Annotated in this window: 14 protein-coding genes; 7 read left to right on the plus strand and 7 right to left on the minus strand. The window is 68.4% G+C overall.

Annotated features, from left to right (window positions below):
* Positions 1-55 precede the first annotated feature (55 nt).
* The 3 genes from ABIC51_RS03065 to acuR form a co-directional block, all read right to left on the minus strand.
* Complete coding sequence (locus ABIC51_RS03065; protein ID WP_048023467.1) at positions 56-634, minus strand: peroxidase-related enzyme; 579 nt, start codon at positions 632-634, stop codon at positions 56-58.
* 85 nt (positions 635-719) lie between these two features.
* Entirely contained in the window at positions 720-1,703 is a 984-nt protein-coding gene (gene acuI, locus ABIC51_RS03070; protein ID WP_175854562.1) for an acrylyl-CoA reductase (NADPH), read from the minus strand.
* Between the two features lie 45 nt (positions 1,704-1,748).
* Positions 1,749-2,387 (minus strand): acrylate utilization transcriptional regulator AcuR, encoded by a 639-nt coding sequence (gene acuR, locus ABIC51_RS03075; RefSeq protein WP_059684112.1) that lies wholly within the window; start codon positions 2,385-2,387, stop codon positions 1,749-1,751.
* Between the two features lie 218 nt (positions 2,388-2,605).
* Between acuR and ABIC51_RS03080 the strand changes: the two genes are divergently transcribed.
* Together ABIC51_RS03080 and ABIC51_RS03085 are read left to right on the plus strand one after the other, a co-directional pair.
* Positions 2,606-3,796 carry a M20 aminoacylase family protein gene (locus tag ABIC51_RS03080; RefSeq protein WP_060194062.1) on the plus strand — a complete coding sequence of 397 codons (1,191 nt, stop codon included), beginning with the start codon at positions 2,606-2,608 and terminating at the stop codon, positions 3,794-3,796.
* A gap of 59 nt (positions 3,797-3,855) precedes the next feature.
* On the plus strand, positions 3,856-5,187 hold the full coding sequence (locus ABIC51_RS03085; protein WP_175854564.1) for an MFS transporter: 1,332 nt from the start codon (positions 3,856-3,858) through the stop codon (positions 5,185-5,187).
* Between the two features lie 41 nt (positions 5,188-5,228).
* On the opposite strand, the gene ABIC51_RS03090 is transcribed toward ABIC51_RS03085, so the two are convergent.
* Positions 5,229-6,149 (minus strand): LysR family transcriptional regulator, encoded by a 921-nt coding sequence (locus ABIC51_RS03090; protein ID WP_059523296.1) that lies wholly within the window; start codon positions 6,147-6,149, stop codon positions 5,229-5,231.
* Between the two features lie 136 nt (positions 6,150-6,285).
* On the opposite strand from ABIC51_RS03090, the gene ABIC51_RS03095 reads away from it, so the two are divergent.
* Both ABIC51_RS03095 and ABIC51_RS03100 read left to right on the plus strand, forming a co-directional pair.
* Positions 6,286-7,059, plus strand: a complete 774-nt coding sequence (locus tag ABIC51_RS03095) for a transporter substrate-binding domain-containing protein (protein ID WP_059699752.1) — start codon at positions 6,286-6,288, stop codon at positions 7,057-7,059.
* Positions 7,060-7,118: 59 nt separating this feature from the next.
* The gene (locus tag ABIC51_RS03100; RefSeq protein WP_175854566.1) at positions 7,119-8,234 is read left to right on the plus strand and encodes a succinylglutamate desuccinylase/aspartoacylase family protein; all 1,116 of its coding nucleotides are present in this window, start codon (positions 7,119-7,121) and stop codon (positions 8,232-8,234) included.
* Between the two features lie 159 nt (positions 8,235-8,393).
* On the opposite strand, the gene ABIC51_RS03105 is transcribed toward ABIC51_RS03100, so the two are convergent.
* Positions 8,394-9,380: a LysR family transcriptional regulator gene (locus ABIC51_RS03105; protein ID WP_027790450.1), complete on the minus strand. Its 987-nt coding sequence runs from the start codon at positions 9,378-9,380 to the stop codon at positions 8,394-8,396.
* Positions 9,381-9,531: 151 nt separating this feature from the next.
* Between ABIC51_RS03105 and ABIC51_RS03110 the strand changes: the two genes are divergently transcribed.
* A complete protein-coding gene (locus ABIC51_RS03110) occupies positions 9,532-10,851 on the plus strand; it encodes an MFS transporter (RefSeq protein ID WP_027790451.1) in 1,320 nt (439 codons plus the stop codon).
* A gap of 84 nt (positions 10,852-10,935) precedes the next feature.
* Entirely contained in the window at positions 10,936-12,450 is a 1,515-nt protein-coding gene (locus ABIC51_RS03115) for a M81 family metallopeptidase (protein WP_175862855.1), read from the plus strand.
* Positions 12,451-12,589: 139 nt separating this feature from the next.
* Here ABIC51_RS03115 and ABIC51_RS03120 read toward each other — a convergent pair whose 3' ends face one another.
* Complete coding sequence (locus tag ABIC51_RS03120; protein WP_027790453.1) at positions 12,590-13,378, minus strand: IclR family transcriptional regulator; 789 nt, start codon at positions 13,376-13,378, stop codon at positions 12,590-12,592.
* A 227-nt stretch (positions 13,379-13,605) separates the two neighbouring features.
* Between ABIC51_RS03120 and pcaF the strand changes: the two genes are divergently transcribed.
* Positions 13,606-14,808: a 3-oxoadipyl-CoA thiolase gene (gene pcaF, locus ABIC51_RS03125; protein WP_146253727.1), complete on the plus strand. Its 1,203-nt coding sequence runs from the start codon at positions 13,606-13,608 to the stop codon at positions 14,806-14,808.
* Positions 14,809-14,922: 114 nt separating this feature from the next.
* Here the strand turns inward: pcaF and ABIC51_RS03130 are convergent, their stop codons facing one another.
* On the minus strand, positions 14,923-15,423 hold the full coding sequence (locus tag ABIC51_RS03130; RefSeq protein ID WP_175898694.1) for a 2-thiouracil desulfurase family protein: 501 nt from the start codon (positions 15,421-15,423) through the stop codon (positions 14,923-14,925).
* Between the last annotated feature and the right edge of the window lie 39 nt (positions 15,424-15,462).

Below are 15,462 nucleotides of genomic sequence, written 5' to 3' on the forward strand. Positions count from 1 at the left end.
TCGGCAGCCCGGTGGCCGTCCCGCCCGCGTGAGCGCACGACTGCCCGCCGAGCGCTCAGCGCCCCAGCGCGTAAAACTCCGCGTTCGGCCGCATGTTCGTCACGTTCGCGATGCGATTGGACATGCCGAAGAAGGCCGAGATCGCCGCGATGTCCCAGATGTCTTCTTCGACGAAGCCCTGCGACTTGAGCGTGTCGAAATCCGCTTCGCCGACCTGGTGCGCGGCCTGCGACACCTTCATCGCGAAGTCGAGCATCGCCTTCTGCCGGGCGGTGATGTCGGCCTTGCGATAGTTGGTGGCGACCTGGTCGGCAATCAGCGGATCCTTCGCGCGAATGCGCAGGATCGCACCGTGCGCGATCACGCAGTACTGGCACTGGTTCACGCTGCTGGTGGCCACGACGATCATTTCCCGTTCGGCCTTGCTCAGGTTGCCCGGCTTGTCCATCAGCGCGTCGTGGTAAGCCATGAACGCGCGAAACTCGTCCGGGCGATGCGCGAGGGTCAGGAAGACGTTCGGGATGAAGCCCGACTTTTCCTGGACGGCCGCGATGCGTTCGCGAATGTCCTCGGGCAGGTCTTCGAGCGCGGGCACGGGAAAGCGGCTGATGGGGGCGGTGCTTGCGGCGGTCATGAGGTCTCCTGGATAAGACGGCGCGGCCGCGCTCGATGCGCGGGCGGCCGTCCGAAAAATGAAGCGCCGGTGGTCGGCGGCGACGTTACGCGTTGACGTCGACGACGATACGGCCGCGAACCTTGCCGGCGATCAACTCCCCGGCAAGCGGGATGACGTCGCCCAGGCCGACCTGGTGGCTGATCGCGCCCAGCTTCCCGACGTCGAGATCGGACGCGAGCCGGCGCCACGCCTCCAGGCGGTCGGCGCGCGGGCACATGACGCTGTCGATCCCGACAAGCGTGACGCCGCGCAGGATGAACGGCATGACGGTCGCGGGGAAATCCATGCCGGCGGCCAGGCCGCAGGCCGTCACGACGCCGCGGTACCGCGTGGTCGCGCACACGTTGGCGAGCACATGGCTGCCCGCCACGTCGACCGCGCCGGCCCATCGTTCCTTGCCCAGCGGCTTGCCGGGCTCGCTGAATTGCGCCCGCTCCAGGATCTCCCCCGCGCCGAGCTGCCGCAGGTAGTCGGCATCGGCGGGGCGGCCGGTGACGGCGACGACGCGGTATCCCAGCCGCGCGAGAAGGGCCGTGGCGACGCTGCCTACCCCGCCTGCCGCGCCGGTCACCACGATCTCGCCGTCGTCCGGGCGCACGCCATGCCGCTCCAGTGCCATCACGCACAGCATCGCGGTGTAGCCCGCCGTGCCGATGGCCATCGCCTGTTGCGGCGAAAAGGCGGACGGCAGCGGCACCAGCCAGTCGCCATCGACGCGGGCCTTCTGCGCCAGGCCGCCCCAGTGCGTTTCGCCGACGCCCCAGCCGTTGAGCACGACCTGGTCACCGGGGCGATAGTCCGGGTGCGTGCTGTCCTCGACTTCCCCGACCAGATCGATGCCGGGCACCATCGGGAACTTGCGGACCACCGGGCTCTTGCCGGTGATCGCCAGCCCGTCCTTGTAGTTCAGCGTCGAATAGCCCACGCGTACCGTCACGTTGCCGGCCGGCAGCTGCGCGTCGTCCAGCGTCTCGAGCCGCGCTTGCTGGCCGGTTTCATGCCTGTCGATCACGATGCCTTGAAACATGCGTCCTCCTTTCTAGACCGATCGTCTAGTTAATGGCAAAAAAATTCAGCGGCGGGGCAGTCCGTTGAAGAAGAACTGCGCGAACAGGGCCAGCGGCGTATCGCTGCGCTCCAGCTTCGCGCGCAGCACGGCGCCTTCCCAGCCGATCCAGAAGAATGCGGCGAGTTCGGCAGGGTCGGCCGAGCCGGCCAGTTCGCCGGCTTGCTGCGCGGCGGCCAGGCAATCGGCGAGGCGGCGTTGCCAGTCCTCGAAGGTGGTGCGCAGGCGTGCGCGGAAGCTTTCGGGCAGTGCGCCCATTTCCTGCCCGAGGTTGCCGATCAGGCAGCCCCGGCTGTATTCGTAGCGGGCCATGCCGTCCCGGGCATCGTCGACGAACGCGCGCACGCGCTGCAACGGCGAGCGCGCCGCGTCGCTGAAATGGCGGTCCAGCTTGCGCGCGAAGAAGTCGGCATAACGGTCGATCAGTTCGAGGCCGAACGCTTCCTTGCTGTCGAAGTAGTGATAGAAGGAGCCCTTGGGCACCCCGGCGCGCCCGAGGATCTCGTCGAGCCCGGTGGCCGAAAACCCCTTCTCGGTGAGCACTTCCAGCCCGGTGCGCAACAGCATGTCCCGCGTGGCGACGAGGTCTTCATGCTGCTTCGGTGGCCTGCCGCGACGGCGAGGCGGATCAGTTCGAACGTCCATGCGCGAATAATAGACCGTTTGTCTCAAAAATCAACGGGCGCGTGTCGAGCCCATCCGATCGGGCACGGACGGCGAGCGACGCCCGTATTAACCCTGATTAAAAAACCTTATCGCGGTGAAAAATTCCGCATCTTATTGAACCGATATCGGCTCGATATAGTGGCTCGCTTTCCCGCACGCACCGGTTGCGTGTGCAGACAAACAGCAGGAGCCCCTTGATGACCACCGATACCCGCTTCACCGAAATCGAGGATCTGATGCCCGCCGCCGGCGGGTTGCGCGAGATCCGTCACCACATCCACCACCATCCCGAGCTTGCATACGAAGAGCACGACACGGCCGCGCTCGTCGCCGAGAAGCTCGAACAGTGGGGCTGGCAGGTGACGCGCGGGGTCGGCAGGACGGGCGTGGTCGGCACGCTGCGCGTGGGCGACGGCACGCGCAGCATCGGCATTCGCGCCGACATGGACGCGTTGCCGATCGTCGAGGCGACGGGGCTGCCCTATGCGAGCGGCACGCACGGCAAGATGCACGCCTGCGGCCACGACGGCCACACGACGATGCTGCTCGGCGCCGCGCAGCAGCTCGCGAAGACACGCAATTTTTCCGGCACCGTGCATCTGTATTTCCAGCCGGCGGAAGAGCACGGCGTCGACAGCGGCGCGAAGAAGATGATCGACGACGGCCTGTTCGAACGCTTCCCGTGCGACGCCGTGTTCGGCATGCACAACCATCCGGGCGCGGCGCCGGGCGTGTTCCTCACGCGGCGCGGCCCGTTCATGTCGGCCGGCGACAAGGCGATCGTCACGATCGAAGGCGTCGGCGGCCACGCGGCACGGCCGCACCTGACGGTCGACCCGGTCGTCGTCGCGGCCAGCATCGTGATGGCGCTGCAGACGATCGTCGCGCGCAACGTCGACCCCGCGCAGCCGGCGGTCGTCACGGTCGGCTCGATGCACGCGGGCACCGCGAACAACGTGATCCCGAACGGCGCGCGCCTCGAACTCAGCGTGCGTTCGTTCAGCCCCGACGTGCGCGCGCTGCTCAAGCGCCGCATCACCGAGCTGGCCGAATCGCAGGCCGCGAGCTACGGCGCGACGGCCAGCGTCGAGTACATCGAAGGTTATCCGGTCGTCGTCAACACGGATGCCGAAACGGATTTCGCCGCGCAGGTCGCGCGCGAACTGGTCGGCGACGCGCACGTGGTCGAGCAGACCGACCTGCTGATGGGCAGCGAGGATTTCGCGTTCATGCTGCAGCAGCGGCCGGGCTCGTTCGTGCGGCTCGGCAACGGCGAAGGCGAGGACGGCTGCATGGTGCACAACCCGAAATACGACTTCAACGATCGCAACCTGCCGATCGGTGCGGCGTTCTGGACGCGTCTCGTGGAGCGTTACCTCGGGCGGTGATTCCGGCGGCGGTGGCGCGCGGCCGGCGCTTCCGGCCGCATTGAGAGGAGAGGACAACGATGCAGAAAGACCATCTCGCGCTGCACCCCGCGTCGACGGGGGGCACCGAAGTCGGCACGTTGCGCGCACCGGCCGTCACGCGGCGCGGTGCGATCGCGGCGGCCGTGATCGGCAACTGGCTGGAATTTTTCGATTTCACCGTGTACGGCTTCTTCGCGGTGCTGATCGGCAAGCTGTTCTTCCCGTCGAGCGACCCGACCACGTCGCTGCTGCTGTCGGTCGCGACGTTCGCCGCCGGCTTCTTCACGCGGCCGCTCGGCAGCGTCGTGCTCGGCGTCTACGCGGACCGCAAGGGGCGCAAGGCCGCGCTGAACCTGACGATCATGCTGATGGCGCTCGGCACGGGCCTGATCGCGATCGCGCCGACGTATGCGCAGGTCGGCGTGGCCGCGCCGCTGCTCGTCGTGTTCGCGCGGCTGATGCAGGGCTTCTCGCAGGGCGGTGAATTCGGCGCGGCGACGTCGACGCTGCTCGAGCAGGGCGGCACGTCGCGCCGCGCGTTCCGCGCGAGCTGGCAACTGGCGACGCAGGGCGGCGCCGCGCTGATGGGCTCGGGTTTCGCGGCGCTGCTGTCGAACACGATGACGAAGGACGCGCTCGAAAGCTGGGGCTGGCGGCTGCCGTTCCTCGTCGGCGTGCTGATCGCGCCGGTCGGCATGTACCTGCGCCGCCGGCTCGCGGACGATGCGCCCGGCGACAGCCATCACGGGATCGAACGCGGCGTGCTGCACGAGCTGTTCTCGAAGCACACGCGCACGGTGCTGCTGCTGATGCTCACGGTGATGGGCGGCACGGTGTCGACCTACATCCTGACGTTCTACATGCCGACCTACGCGATCCACACGCTCGGCCTGCCGATGAAGCTGTCGATGTTCGTCGGCGTCGCGTCGGGCTGCGTGATGCTGGTCACGTGCCCGCTGTTCGGGTGGCTGTCGGACCGGCTCGGCAGCCGCCGCCTGCCGATCTTCGTCGGCCGCGGCGTGCTGGTCCTGTTGCTGTTCCCGGCATTCTGGCTGATGAACCATCACCCGACGCTGTCGGTGATCCTGCCGCTGACCGCGCTGATGCTGCTGTTCTATTCGCTCGGCTCGGCGTCGGAAATGGCGCTGATGTGCGAGTCGCTGCCGCGCCACGTGCGGGCGACCGGCATCTCGATTGCCTATGCGCTCGCTGTGACGATCTTCGGCGGCACCGCGCAGCTGATCGCGAGCTGGCTCGTGAAGACGACCGGCAGCAAGCTCGCGCCGGCCGGCTACGTGGCCGCGTGCGTGGTGCTGTCGCTGATCGCGGTCGCGATGCTGCGCGAGACGGCGCGGGATTCGATCGACTGACGCGCGGCACAGCACGGCGGGCGGCGGGCTGCAGTACGCGCTTACCGCCCGCGCACCATCCGCAGGTACGACGCGAGCATCGTCGCGAGTTCCTGCGCGGCCGGCGTCAGCGGCACGGCCGCGCGCTGCAGCAGGCAGATGTCCTGCGATTCCGCCTGTTCGCGCACGGGCACCTTCGCGAGCGCGCCGGCGAACGGCCCGTGCCGCGTGATGGCTTCGGTTTCGAGCGCGAGGGAATCGGTCTGCGTGACGATCTGCAGCGTCTCGAACATCCCTTCGACGGTCGCGAGAATCCTCGGCGGCGGCTGGCCGTGCGCGTCGAAGTACGCGAGCAGCCGGTTCACGACCGGGTCGGCGCTCAGGTTCGGCGAGCGCGTCGACACCCACGGGTAGCCGGCCAGTTCGGCGAGCGATTTTGCGTGCATCGCCGGATGCCCGTTGCGGCACACGACCACCGGCGCTGACGCACGCAACGGCGTGACCGCGAGATCGGTCGTGTCGGTCTGCTTCGCGACGAGTGCGATCGCGAAATCCACCGCGCTTTCGCGCAGCCAGCCGATCATCATCCGCGACGTGCCGGTGCGCAGGTGCACGTCGACCTTGTCGAAGCGCGCGCGGAACGCGCTCAGCACGGGCGCGAACGCGTCGATCAGCGGTTCGGCCACGAGGCCGAGCGTGACGGTGCCTTCGTACGCGCCGCTCAACTGCCGGATCTCCCGCTCGACCTGCTCGCATTCGCCGAGGATCGAACCGGAGCGCGCGAGCAGCCGCTGGCCGACGGCCGTCGGCACGATCCCGCGATTGGTGCGCGTGAACAGCGTCGCGCCGAGCGTTGCCTCGAGGCTCTGCAGCTGCTGCGTGACACCGCTCTGCGCGAGATCGAGCGCGCGTGCGGCGGCGCGCAGGCTGCCGTGCTCGACGACGGCCTGGAAGATGCGGAGCTGGGAGAGCGTGAACGCCATGGGCACGCGCGGGGCCGGTGATCGGAAATACCGATCATGATAAGACAGTCGATGGTTCCGGCGGCGGCCCGTGCCGCCTACGATCGCAGGCAGTCCGGCTGATGCCGTTTGCCTTCCTTCCTGTCCTCCGTCGACCATGAAACGTATCCTCGTCCCGCTCGTTTCCCTGTGCCTTGGCTGGGCTGCCACGTCCGCGTTTGCACTCGACGCGCACGTCGTGCGCCTCGGCATCGATCCGACCTATCCGCCGATGGATTCGAAGGCGCCCGACGGCAGCCTGAAGGGCTTCGACGTCGATCTCGGCAACGAGATCTGCCGCCGCGCGCAGTTGCGCTGCCAGTGGGTCGAGCTCGAATTCTCCGGGATGATTCCCGCGCTGCAGGCGCGCAAGATCGACGCGATCCTGTCGTCGATGGCGATCACCGAAAAGCGCGAGAAGCAGATCCTGTTCTCGTCGAAGCTGTTCCGCTTCAAGTCGCGGCTCGTCGCGCGGCCCGGAAGCGGCCTCGGCAGCACGACCGCGTCGCTGGCCGGCAAGCGTGTCGGCGTGCAGTCGGGCACGCAGTTCGAATCGTGGGCGCTCGCGCACTGGGCGACCGCCGGCGTGAGCGTGGTGCCGTACAAGAGCCAGGACGACGTGTTCGCCGATCTCGTCAACGGCCGCCTCGACGCGGCGCTGCTCGGCACCGTGGAAGCCGACTACGGCTTCCTGCGCACGCCGAAGGGCAACGGTTTCGCGTTCGTCGGCGCGCCGCTCGACATGGGCGATCGCGGCGTCGGCATCGGCATGCGGCAGTCGGATACGGCGCTCAAGGCGTCGATCGACGGCGCGATCGCGTCGATGCTGAAGGACGGTACTTACGACCGGATCGCGAAGAAGTATTTCGACTTCAACCCGTACGGCGACTGAGCGCCGAGCCACCGCGCCGTTGTACCCGCGGCCCCGTTTTCATCCGTTCGAGACCCTCGATGCAGATTCGCACCACGCCACTCCTGTCGCCGTCGATCGGCACGCAGCGCACGCTGACGAGCTTTCATTTCGGGCCGGCCGGCACCGGCCGCAAGATCTACCTGCAGGCCGCGCTGCACGCGGACGAGACGCCCGCGATGCTCGCGGCGTTCGTGCTGAAGCGGCGTCTCGCGCAGCTCGAGGCCGAAGGCCGGCTCGCGGCCGAGATCGTGCTCGCGCCGGTCGCGAACCCGGTCGGCCTCAATCATCATCTGCTCGGGCAGTTCATCGGCCGTTTCGACCTTGCGAGCGGCCGCAACTTCAATCGCGGCTTCCTGCCGCTCGCGGACCTCGCCGCGCGTGCGCGCGACCGGCTCGGCGACGACGGTGAACGCAATCGCGCGATCGTGCGCGAATGTGTCGGCGCGGCGCTCGACGATATCGCACCGCGTACGGAATTCGATGCGCTTCAACTGGCGCTGCTGAAGCTGTCGTTCGACGCCGAGGTCGTGATCGACCTGCATTGCTCGCTCGAAGCGGTGATGCACATGTACACGAGCGATACCGCGTGGCCGCAAGTCGAGCCGCTTGCGCGCTATCTCGGCGCGCAGGTGTCGCTGCTCGCCGAGGATTCGGGCGGGCACGCGTTCGACGATGCGCATCATCTGCTGTGGTCGCAGTTGCGGCAGCACTTGCCGGCCGGCACGCCGATGGCGGCCGGCGCCGTGGCCGTGACGGTCGAGTGCCGGGGGCAGCGCGACGTCACGTACGACCATGCGGAGCGCGATGCCGATGCGCTCGTCGCCTATCTCGTGTGGCGCGGCGCGGTACGCGGCGAACGCGTGCCGCTGCCGCCGCTCGCCGCGCCGGCCACGCCGCTCGCGGGCAGCGAGCAGTTCTACGCACCGGTGAGCGGGATCCTCGTGCACCGCGCGGCGATCGGCGCGACGATCCGCGCCGGCGATCCGCTGTTCGACATCGTCGATCCGCTGACCGATGCGATCACGACGATCTCGAGCGGGACCGACGGCGTGTTCTACATGCGCCGCGCGATCCGTTTCGTCACGGCCGGCGCGCCGCTCGGCCGCGTGACGGGCGCAGTGCCCGTGCGCAAGGGGATGTTGCTCGGCGCGTGACGAGCGGCGCGCGTCGCGTGCGACGAACCCGACCTTTACGAAATCGTCGAGAAACTTCGGTTTCCTCAGATAATCGCTCGCCGCTCGATCCCGGCCCCGAACCGGGTCGGCCGCCTGGAGACGGCCGGCGGACGCAGGCTGCATCGTCAGCAGGGACGTTCATGGCCCGCCGCGACGCACGGCAGCACGCTTGCCTGGCTTGCCGCGCGCCGTCGTCCCGCCGTTGCGCCCGCCCGCGTCCGAAAACATCTTCATGTCCCGAAGAATGCCGCGCAGCAGCGTATCGGCTGCCACCCCGAGCGTGCGGCCGGCCTTGACCAGCAGCCGCGCGTTGGCTGCCTCGAGCAGCGGATGGGCGACGGGAACGGCGACGAGTTCTCCCGCCTCCAGTTCCTGATAGGCCGCGAACGCCGCGAGCAGCGTGACGCCGTCGTTGCGCCTGACGAAGTGGCGCAGCACGGCCAGCGAGTTGGTGGTCAGCGTCGGGTGGAGCTGGATGTTCTCCGCATAGGCGAGCATCTGCACGGCCTGCCCGAGACCGAACGCCGGCGGCATCAGCGCGAGCGGATACCCGGCGAGTTCGTGTACCGCGACGGGCCGGCCCCGCACGGCGAGCGGGTGCCCGGGATGCACGAGCGCCACCACCGGCTGCGGCGCGGTGGCGACGTACTCGATATCCGGATGCGCCGGGGGATTGTAGGCGAGGCCGATATGCGCGCGGCTCTCGGCGACTTCCTGCAGCAATGTGCTGACCGGAAGGATATCGACGGTGACGTCGAGCTTCGGATAACGCGCGCAAAAATCGGTGAGCACCTCGTCCATCAGGCAGTCGATATAGCCTTCGCTGGTGGCGAGGCGGATCTGGCCGTGTTGCAGGCCGTGCAGCGCCTGCAGGCGGTCTTCGAACAGTTCCTGCTGGGAGCGGCAGCCGCGCCAGTATTCGAGCAGGTGCGCCGCGGCTTCGGTCGGCCGGACGCCGCGCGGCTGGCGCTCGAACAGCGGCGCCCCGATTTCTTCCTCGAGCAGCCGGATCTGCCGCGTGATGACGGACGGCGACGTGTTGATGCTGTCGGCCGCGCCGCGGATCGAGCCGTGCGTCAGGACTTCATGGAAATAGCGCAGGCGGCGCTGGTTCAGTTCGCGCATGGTGTCGGTCCGTTTGCCGTTGAAGTGTTGCTCGTTGAGCAACGATAACTCGCTTAGGTTGCTATTGCGCTGCTTTTTCGGCTCCTCGACGATTCGAACGGAGTCGATCATCGATGCGGGATTCGAAGCAATACGCCCTAAAGGAGAGCGCATGTCCGCCATTCCATCCCCTCAAGACCCGGTCGCGCCCGACAGCCCGGCGCATCAGGCCCTGTATCGCAAGCTGAACTGGCGCCTGCTGCCTTTTCTGCTGCTCTGCTACACGTTCGCCTATCTCGATCGCGTGAATATCGGGTTCGCCAAGCTCTCGATGCAGAGCGACCTGGGCATCTCCGATGCGGTGTACGGGCTGGGCGCGGGCATCTTCTTTCTCGGCTACGTGCTGTTCGAGATCCCGAGCAACCTACTGCTGCCGCGGATCGGCGCACGCAAGACCATCAGCCGAATCATGGTGCTGTGGGGCCTGACCTCGGCGGGCATGATGTTCGTCCACAACGAGACCACCTTCTACGGGATGCGTTTCCTGCTCGGCGTGTTCGAGGCCGGCTTCGCGCCGGGGATGATCTTTTACCTGACCTACTGGTATGGCCAGCGCCGCATGGCCGGCGTGATGGCGGTCGTGATGCTCGCGGGCCCGATCGGCGGCGCCTTCGGCTCGCCGCTGTCGGCGTGGCTGATGACCGGGCTGTCCGGTGCCCACGGCCTGGCCGGCTGGCAGTGGATGTTCATCGTCGAAGGCCTGCCGTGCGTGCTGCTCGGCGCGCTCGCACTCAAGGTCCTGTCCGACCGGCCGGCCGACGCGACCTGGCTGACCGACGACGAGAAGCGCATGCTCGCCGCCGAGCTGCACGCACCCGGCGCCGGTCATCACTCGTTCGGACAGGTGTTGCGCGACCCGCGCGTGTACCTGCTGGCGTTCGCGTACTTCACGATCATCTGCGGGATCTACGCGGTGAGTTTCTGGCTGCCGTCGATCCTCAAGGCCGACGGCGTGACCGACACGATGCAGATCGGGCTGTACTCGATGATCCCGTACGTCTGCGCCGCGATCGCGATGATCGTCATCGGCCGCCGGTCGGACCGCCGCGGCGAACGCCGTTTCCACAGCGCCGTGCCGGCCCTGATCGGCGCGATCGCGCTGGCCGTGGCGACGACGGCCAACGGCAATCTCGTCATCTCACTGGTCGGCATGACGATCGCCACGTCGATGATCTGGGCCGCGTACACGGTGTTCTGGGCGATTCCGTCGCAATACCTGAAGGGCGACGCGGCTGCGGGCGGCATCGCGCTGATCAATACGATCGGCCTGATCGGCGGCTTCCTGAGCCCGACCATCATCGGTGCGATCCACTCGGCGACGGGCAGCATGGCAGCCGGCCTGCTGGTCATGGTCGCGCTGCTGGTCGCGGGCGCCGCGGTGCTCGTGGCGAACCGGCTGCCCGCGCCGCAGGACGCGTTGGCGACAGCGTGATATCGCGGGCCCGCAGGCGCTCGCGACCTCCGTCGCGGCGCAGCACGGCCCGTGCCTTGACTACCTATTTCCGGAGACACGTTTTTGAACACGCGGATCTTGATTGCCGGCTTTCAGCATGAAACCAATACGTTTGCGCCGTCGAAAGCCGCTTACGCGAACTTCGAGCGCGGCGAGGGCTTCCCGGCCATGGTGCGGGGCGACGACGTGCTTGCGCTGCGCGACGTCAACATTCCCGCGGGCGGATTCATCGTCGCGGCGGAGCGACGCGGCTGGACCCTGCTGCCGGTCATCTGGGCGGGCGCGAGCCCGTCGGCCCACGTGACCGAGGATGCGTTCGAGCGCATTGCCGGTGAAATCCTCGCGGCGGTTCGCGGCGGAGGCTACGACGCGGTGTACCTCGACCTGCACGGCGCGATGGTCGCCGAGCATACCGACGACGGCGAAGGCACGTTGCTGGAGCGCGTGCGCGCCGCGGTCGGCCCGGCCGTGCCGGTGGTCGTGTCGCTCGACCTGCATGCCAACGTCACCGCGAAGATGCTGCACGAGGCCGACGCGCTGGTCGCCTTCCGCACCTATCCGCATGTCGACATGGCCGAGACCGGCGAACGCGCGGCCGCGCTGCTCGAGCGCCTGCTCGTCTCACGGGCGGCGGGTGGCCGCCCGCTGCATCGCGCGGTGCGGCGGCTGCCGTTCCTGATCCCGATCAACGGCATGTGCACGCTGCTCGAGCCTTCGCGCGGCATGTATGCGCAGCTCGCGGCGCTGGAAACCGGGGCCGTGGTATCGCTGTCGTTCGCACCGGGTTTTCCGGCGGCCGATTTTCCCGAATGCGGCCCGGTCATCTGGGGTTACGGCGATGACGCCGCGTCGGCCGAGGCCGCCGTGCAGGCGCTCTACGACAGGATGCTGGCGGACGAGGCCGCGTGGCAGGTGCCGTTCCTGTCGCCCGATGCCGCCGTGCGCGAAGCGATGCGGCTTGCCGACGGGGCCGGCAAGCCGGTCGTCATCGCCGATACGCAGGACAACCCCGGCGCGGGCGGCGACTCGAACACGACGGGCATGCTGCGGGCGTTGCTGCGCAATGGCGCGAGAGAGGCGGCGATCGGCCTGATCTGGGACCCGGCTGCCGCCGCGGCGGCTCATCGCGCCGGGGTCGGGGCGTTCGTCGAGCTGGCGCTCGGCGGCGTTTCCGGCGTGCCCGGCGACGAGCCGGTCCACGCGCGTTTCGAGGTCGTGAAGTTGTCGGACGGCGTATGCCGGTATGACGGCCCGATGATGAACGGCATGCGCGCGGATATCGGCCCCGTCGCCTGCCTGCGGATCGATGGTGTGCTGATCGTGGTGAGCAGCGGCAAGGCGCAGATGCTCGACCGCAATCTCTATCGCGTGGGCGGCGTCGAGCCGGAAGCGATGCGCATCCTCGTCAACAAGAGCTCGGTGCATTTTCGCGCCGACTTCCAGGGGATCGCCGAGGCGGTGCTCGTTGCCACGGCGCCCGGCCCGATGACGGCCGATCCGGCCGAGTTGCCGTGGACCCGGCTGGCCCCGGGCATCCGGACGAAGCCGATGGGCGACGCATTCGTCGGCAACGGCTGACGCACGGCACGCCGCCGGCGCGCCGGTACGCCTGCGAGCGGGCGGCTGTCCTGGACAACGCCGTCGCGCCGGCCGACACAGGGCGCCGCGCGTCGTTTCACGCCGCGCGGCGTGCGCGTACCCGCGCGCGGATCGGCGCTCACCCGCGCCGCGCCACCAGCTCCGACACCGTCTGCGCGGCCTGCTGCAACGGCTCGAGAAACTCCTTCACCATCTGCTTCGCGGTATGCCGCTGCGCGTTGCCGCTGATGTTCATCGCCGCGATGATCTGCCCGCGCCGGTTGCGAATCGGCGCGGACAGCGACATCAGGCCCACTTCGAGTTCCTGGTCGACCACGGCCCAGCCCTGCTGGCGCACCTGTGCGATCGCTGCCTTCAGTTCGCCGAGGTCGGTGATCGTGCGCGCCGTATGCGCGCGGATGCCGCTTTGCGCGAGCGTTTCGTCGAGCGCGGCGTCGTCGAGCGCGGACAGCAGCACGCGGCCCATCGACGTGCAGTACGCGGGCAGACGACTGCCGATCGACAGGTTGATCGTCATGATCTTGCGGGTCGGCACGCGCAGCACGTAGACGATCTCGGTGCGGTCGAGCACGGCCGCCGAGCAGCTTTCGTGGATCTGCTCGGACAGTTGCTCCATCACGGGATCGGCGAGATTCCAGAACGGCATCGACGTGAGGTACGCGAAGCCGAGCTCGAGGATCTTCGGCGTGAGCCGGAACAGCCGGCCGTCGGCCTCGACGTAGCCGAGCGTCTGCAGCGTGAGCAGGATCCGGCGCGCGCCCGCGCGCGTGAGCCCGGTGGCCGAGGCGACCTCGGTGAGCGTCTGCTCCGGACGGGCCGCGTCGAACGCGCGGATCACCGCGAGGCCGCGTGCGAACGACTGTACGTAGGAGTCGCCGGGTTTCGTCTGAGTGTCTTCGGTTGTCATGAGCGCCTGGAATATCGTGCAGCCGAGAAGATAGCGCACGGGGCCCGACACGCCAACCGCACGGCGGACCGGGCGCTTGACAGGTCGTCCCCGCACTCCCTATGATGCGTTGAACGTTCGATACACGATCTTATGTTCGTATATAGAACATTTAAGCGCATCCCGGCGGGCAATGCAAGGGGCGCGCCCTGTTCATTCCCCAGCCTGTCCTGGGAGCGGAGACACTGATGACCGAAGCTTTTCTGTGTGATGGGATCCGTACGCCGATCGGGCGTTACGGCGGTGCACTGTCCGGCGTGCGCGCCGACGATCTGGGCGCCGTGCCGCTCAAGGCGCTCGTGGAGCGCAACCGCGACGTCGACTGGACGGCGATCGACGACGTGATCTACGGCTGCGCGAACCAGGCCGGCGAGGACAACCGCAACGTCGCGCGCATGTCGGCGCTGCTCGCGGGGCTGCCGCAGGGTGTGCCGGGTTCGACGATCAACCGCCTGTGCGGCTCCGGGATGGACGCGGTCGGCGTGGCCGCCCGTGCGATCAAGTCGGGCGAGGCCGCGCTGATGGTCGCGGGCGGCGTCGAGAGCATGACGCGCGCGCCGTTCGTGATGGGCAAGGCCGCGAGCGCATTCGCGCGCCAGGCCGACATCTACGACACGACGATCGGCTGGCGCTTCGTCAATCCGTTGATGAAACAGCTGTACGGCGTCGATTCGATGCCGGAGACGGCCGAGAACGTCGCGGTCGACTACAACGTCAGCCGCGCCGACCAGGACCTGTTCGCGCTGCGCAGCCAGCAGAAGGCCGCGCGTGCGCAGCAGGACGGCACGCTCGCCGAGGAAATCGTGTCGGTCACGATTCCGCAGAAGAAGGGCGATCCGGTGGTCGTGTCGCGCGACGAGCATCCGCGTGAGACGTCGCTCGAAACGCTTGCGAAGCTGAAGGGCGTCGTGCGTCCGGACGGCTCGGTGACGGCCGGTAACGCGTCCGGCGTCAACGACGGTGCCGCCGCGCTGCTGCTCGCGAACGAGGAAACCGCAAAGCGCTTCGGCCTGACGCCGCGCGCCCGCGTGCTGGGCATCGCGACGGCCGGCGTCGCGCCGCGCGTGATGGGCATCGGCCCCGCGCCTGCCACGCAGAAGCTGCTCGCCCGGCTCGGGATGACGATCGACCAGTTCGACGTGATCGAGCTGAACGAGGCGTTCGCATCGCAAGGTCTCGCGGTGCTGCGCATGCTCGGCGTCGCCGATGACGATCCGCGCGTGAACCCGAACGGCGGCGCGATCGCACTGGGCCATCCGCTCGGCGCATCGGGCGCGCGTCTCGTGACGACCGCGATGTACCAGCTGCATCGCACGAACGGTCGCTTCGCGCTGTGCACGATGTGCATCGGCGTCGGCCAGGGCATTGCGATCGCGATCGAACGCGTCTGATCCGCGTTTCATGTCTCGCGGCGAAGCGGCGGTCATGAGCCGCTTCGCCGCTCGATCGATTCGCCGCTTTGGAAACGATGCGCGGCACGAGGATGCTCGTGCCGCGCATCGTCGTTAACCGGCCTGCGACAGCTCCCTGAGGCGCGCCTCGAGCGCGTCGATCTCGGTGTCCGCGAACACCTCGATCCCGTGCTCGCGCAGCAACGCCGCCGTGACACCGGCGCCCGCGCGCCGCCGGTTCCCGAAACTCCCGTCATGGATGAACGTGCTGCCGCACGACGGACTGCCGTCGGCCAGGATAGCGAAGCGGCAACCGTGCGTGCGCGCGAGGGTCAGCGCGGTTTGCGCGCCGGAGACGAACGGCGCTGTCACGTCGGTGCCGTTCACGTCGACGATGCGCGCGGCGCCCGACAGCACCTGCTGACCCGATGCGCCGCCGGCGATTTCGGCGGGCGGGCGCGGCACGCTGAAGCCGCCGGCCAGTTCGGGGCAGACGGGCACGAGACGCCCTTCGCGCTGCCACCGTTCGAGTGCCGCGTGCGCGGCGGTCTTGGCCGAGCCGTTGTAACGCACCGGATGGCCGACCACGCACATGCTGACGAGGATCTTCGGCATGGTTGGCGGCTGTGCTTCGTCCTGCAATTTTGCTCTCCG

This window comes from Burkholderia sp. 572, from assembly GCF_040545135.1.
GTDB lineage: Bacteria > Pseudomonadota > Gammaproteobacteria > Burkholderiales > Burkholderiaceae > Burkholderia > Burkholderia cepacia.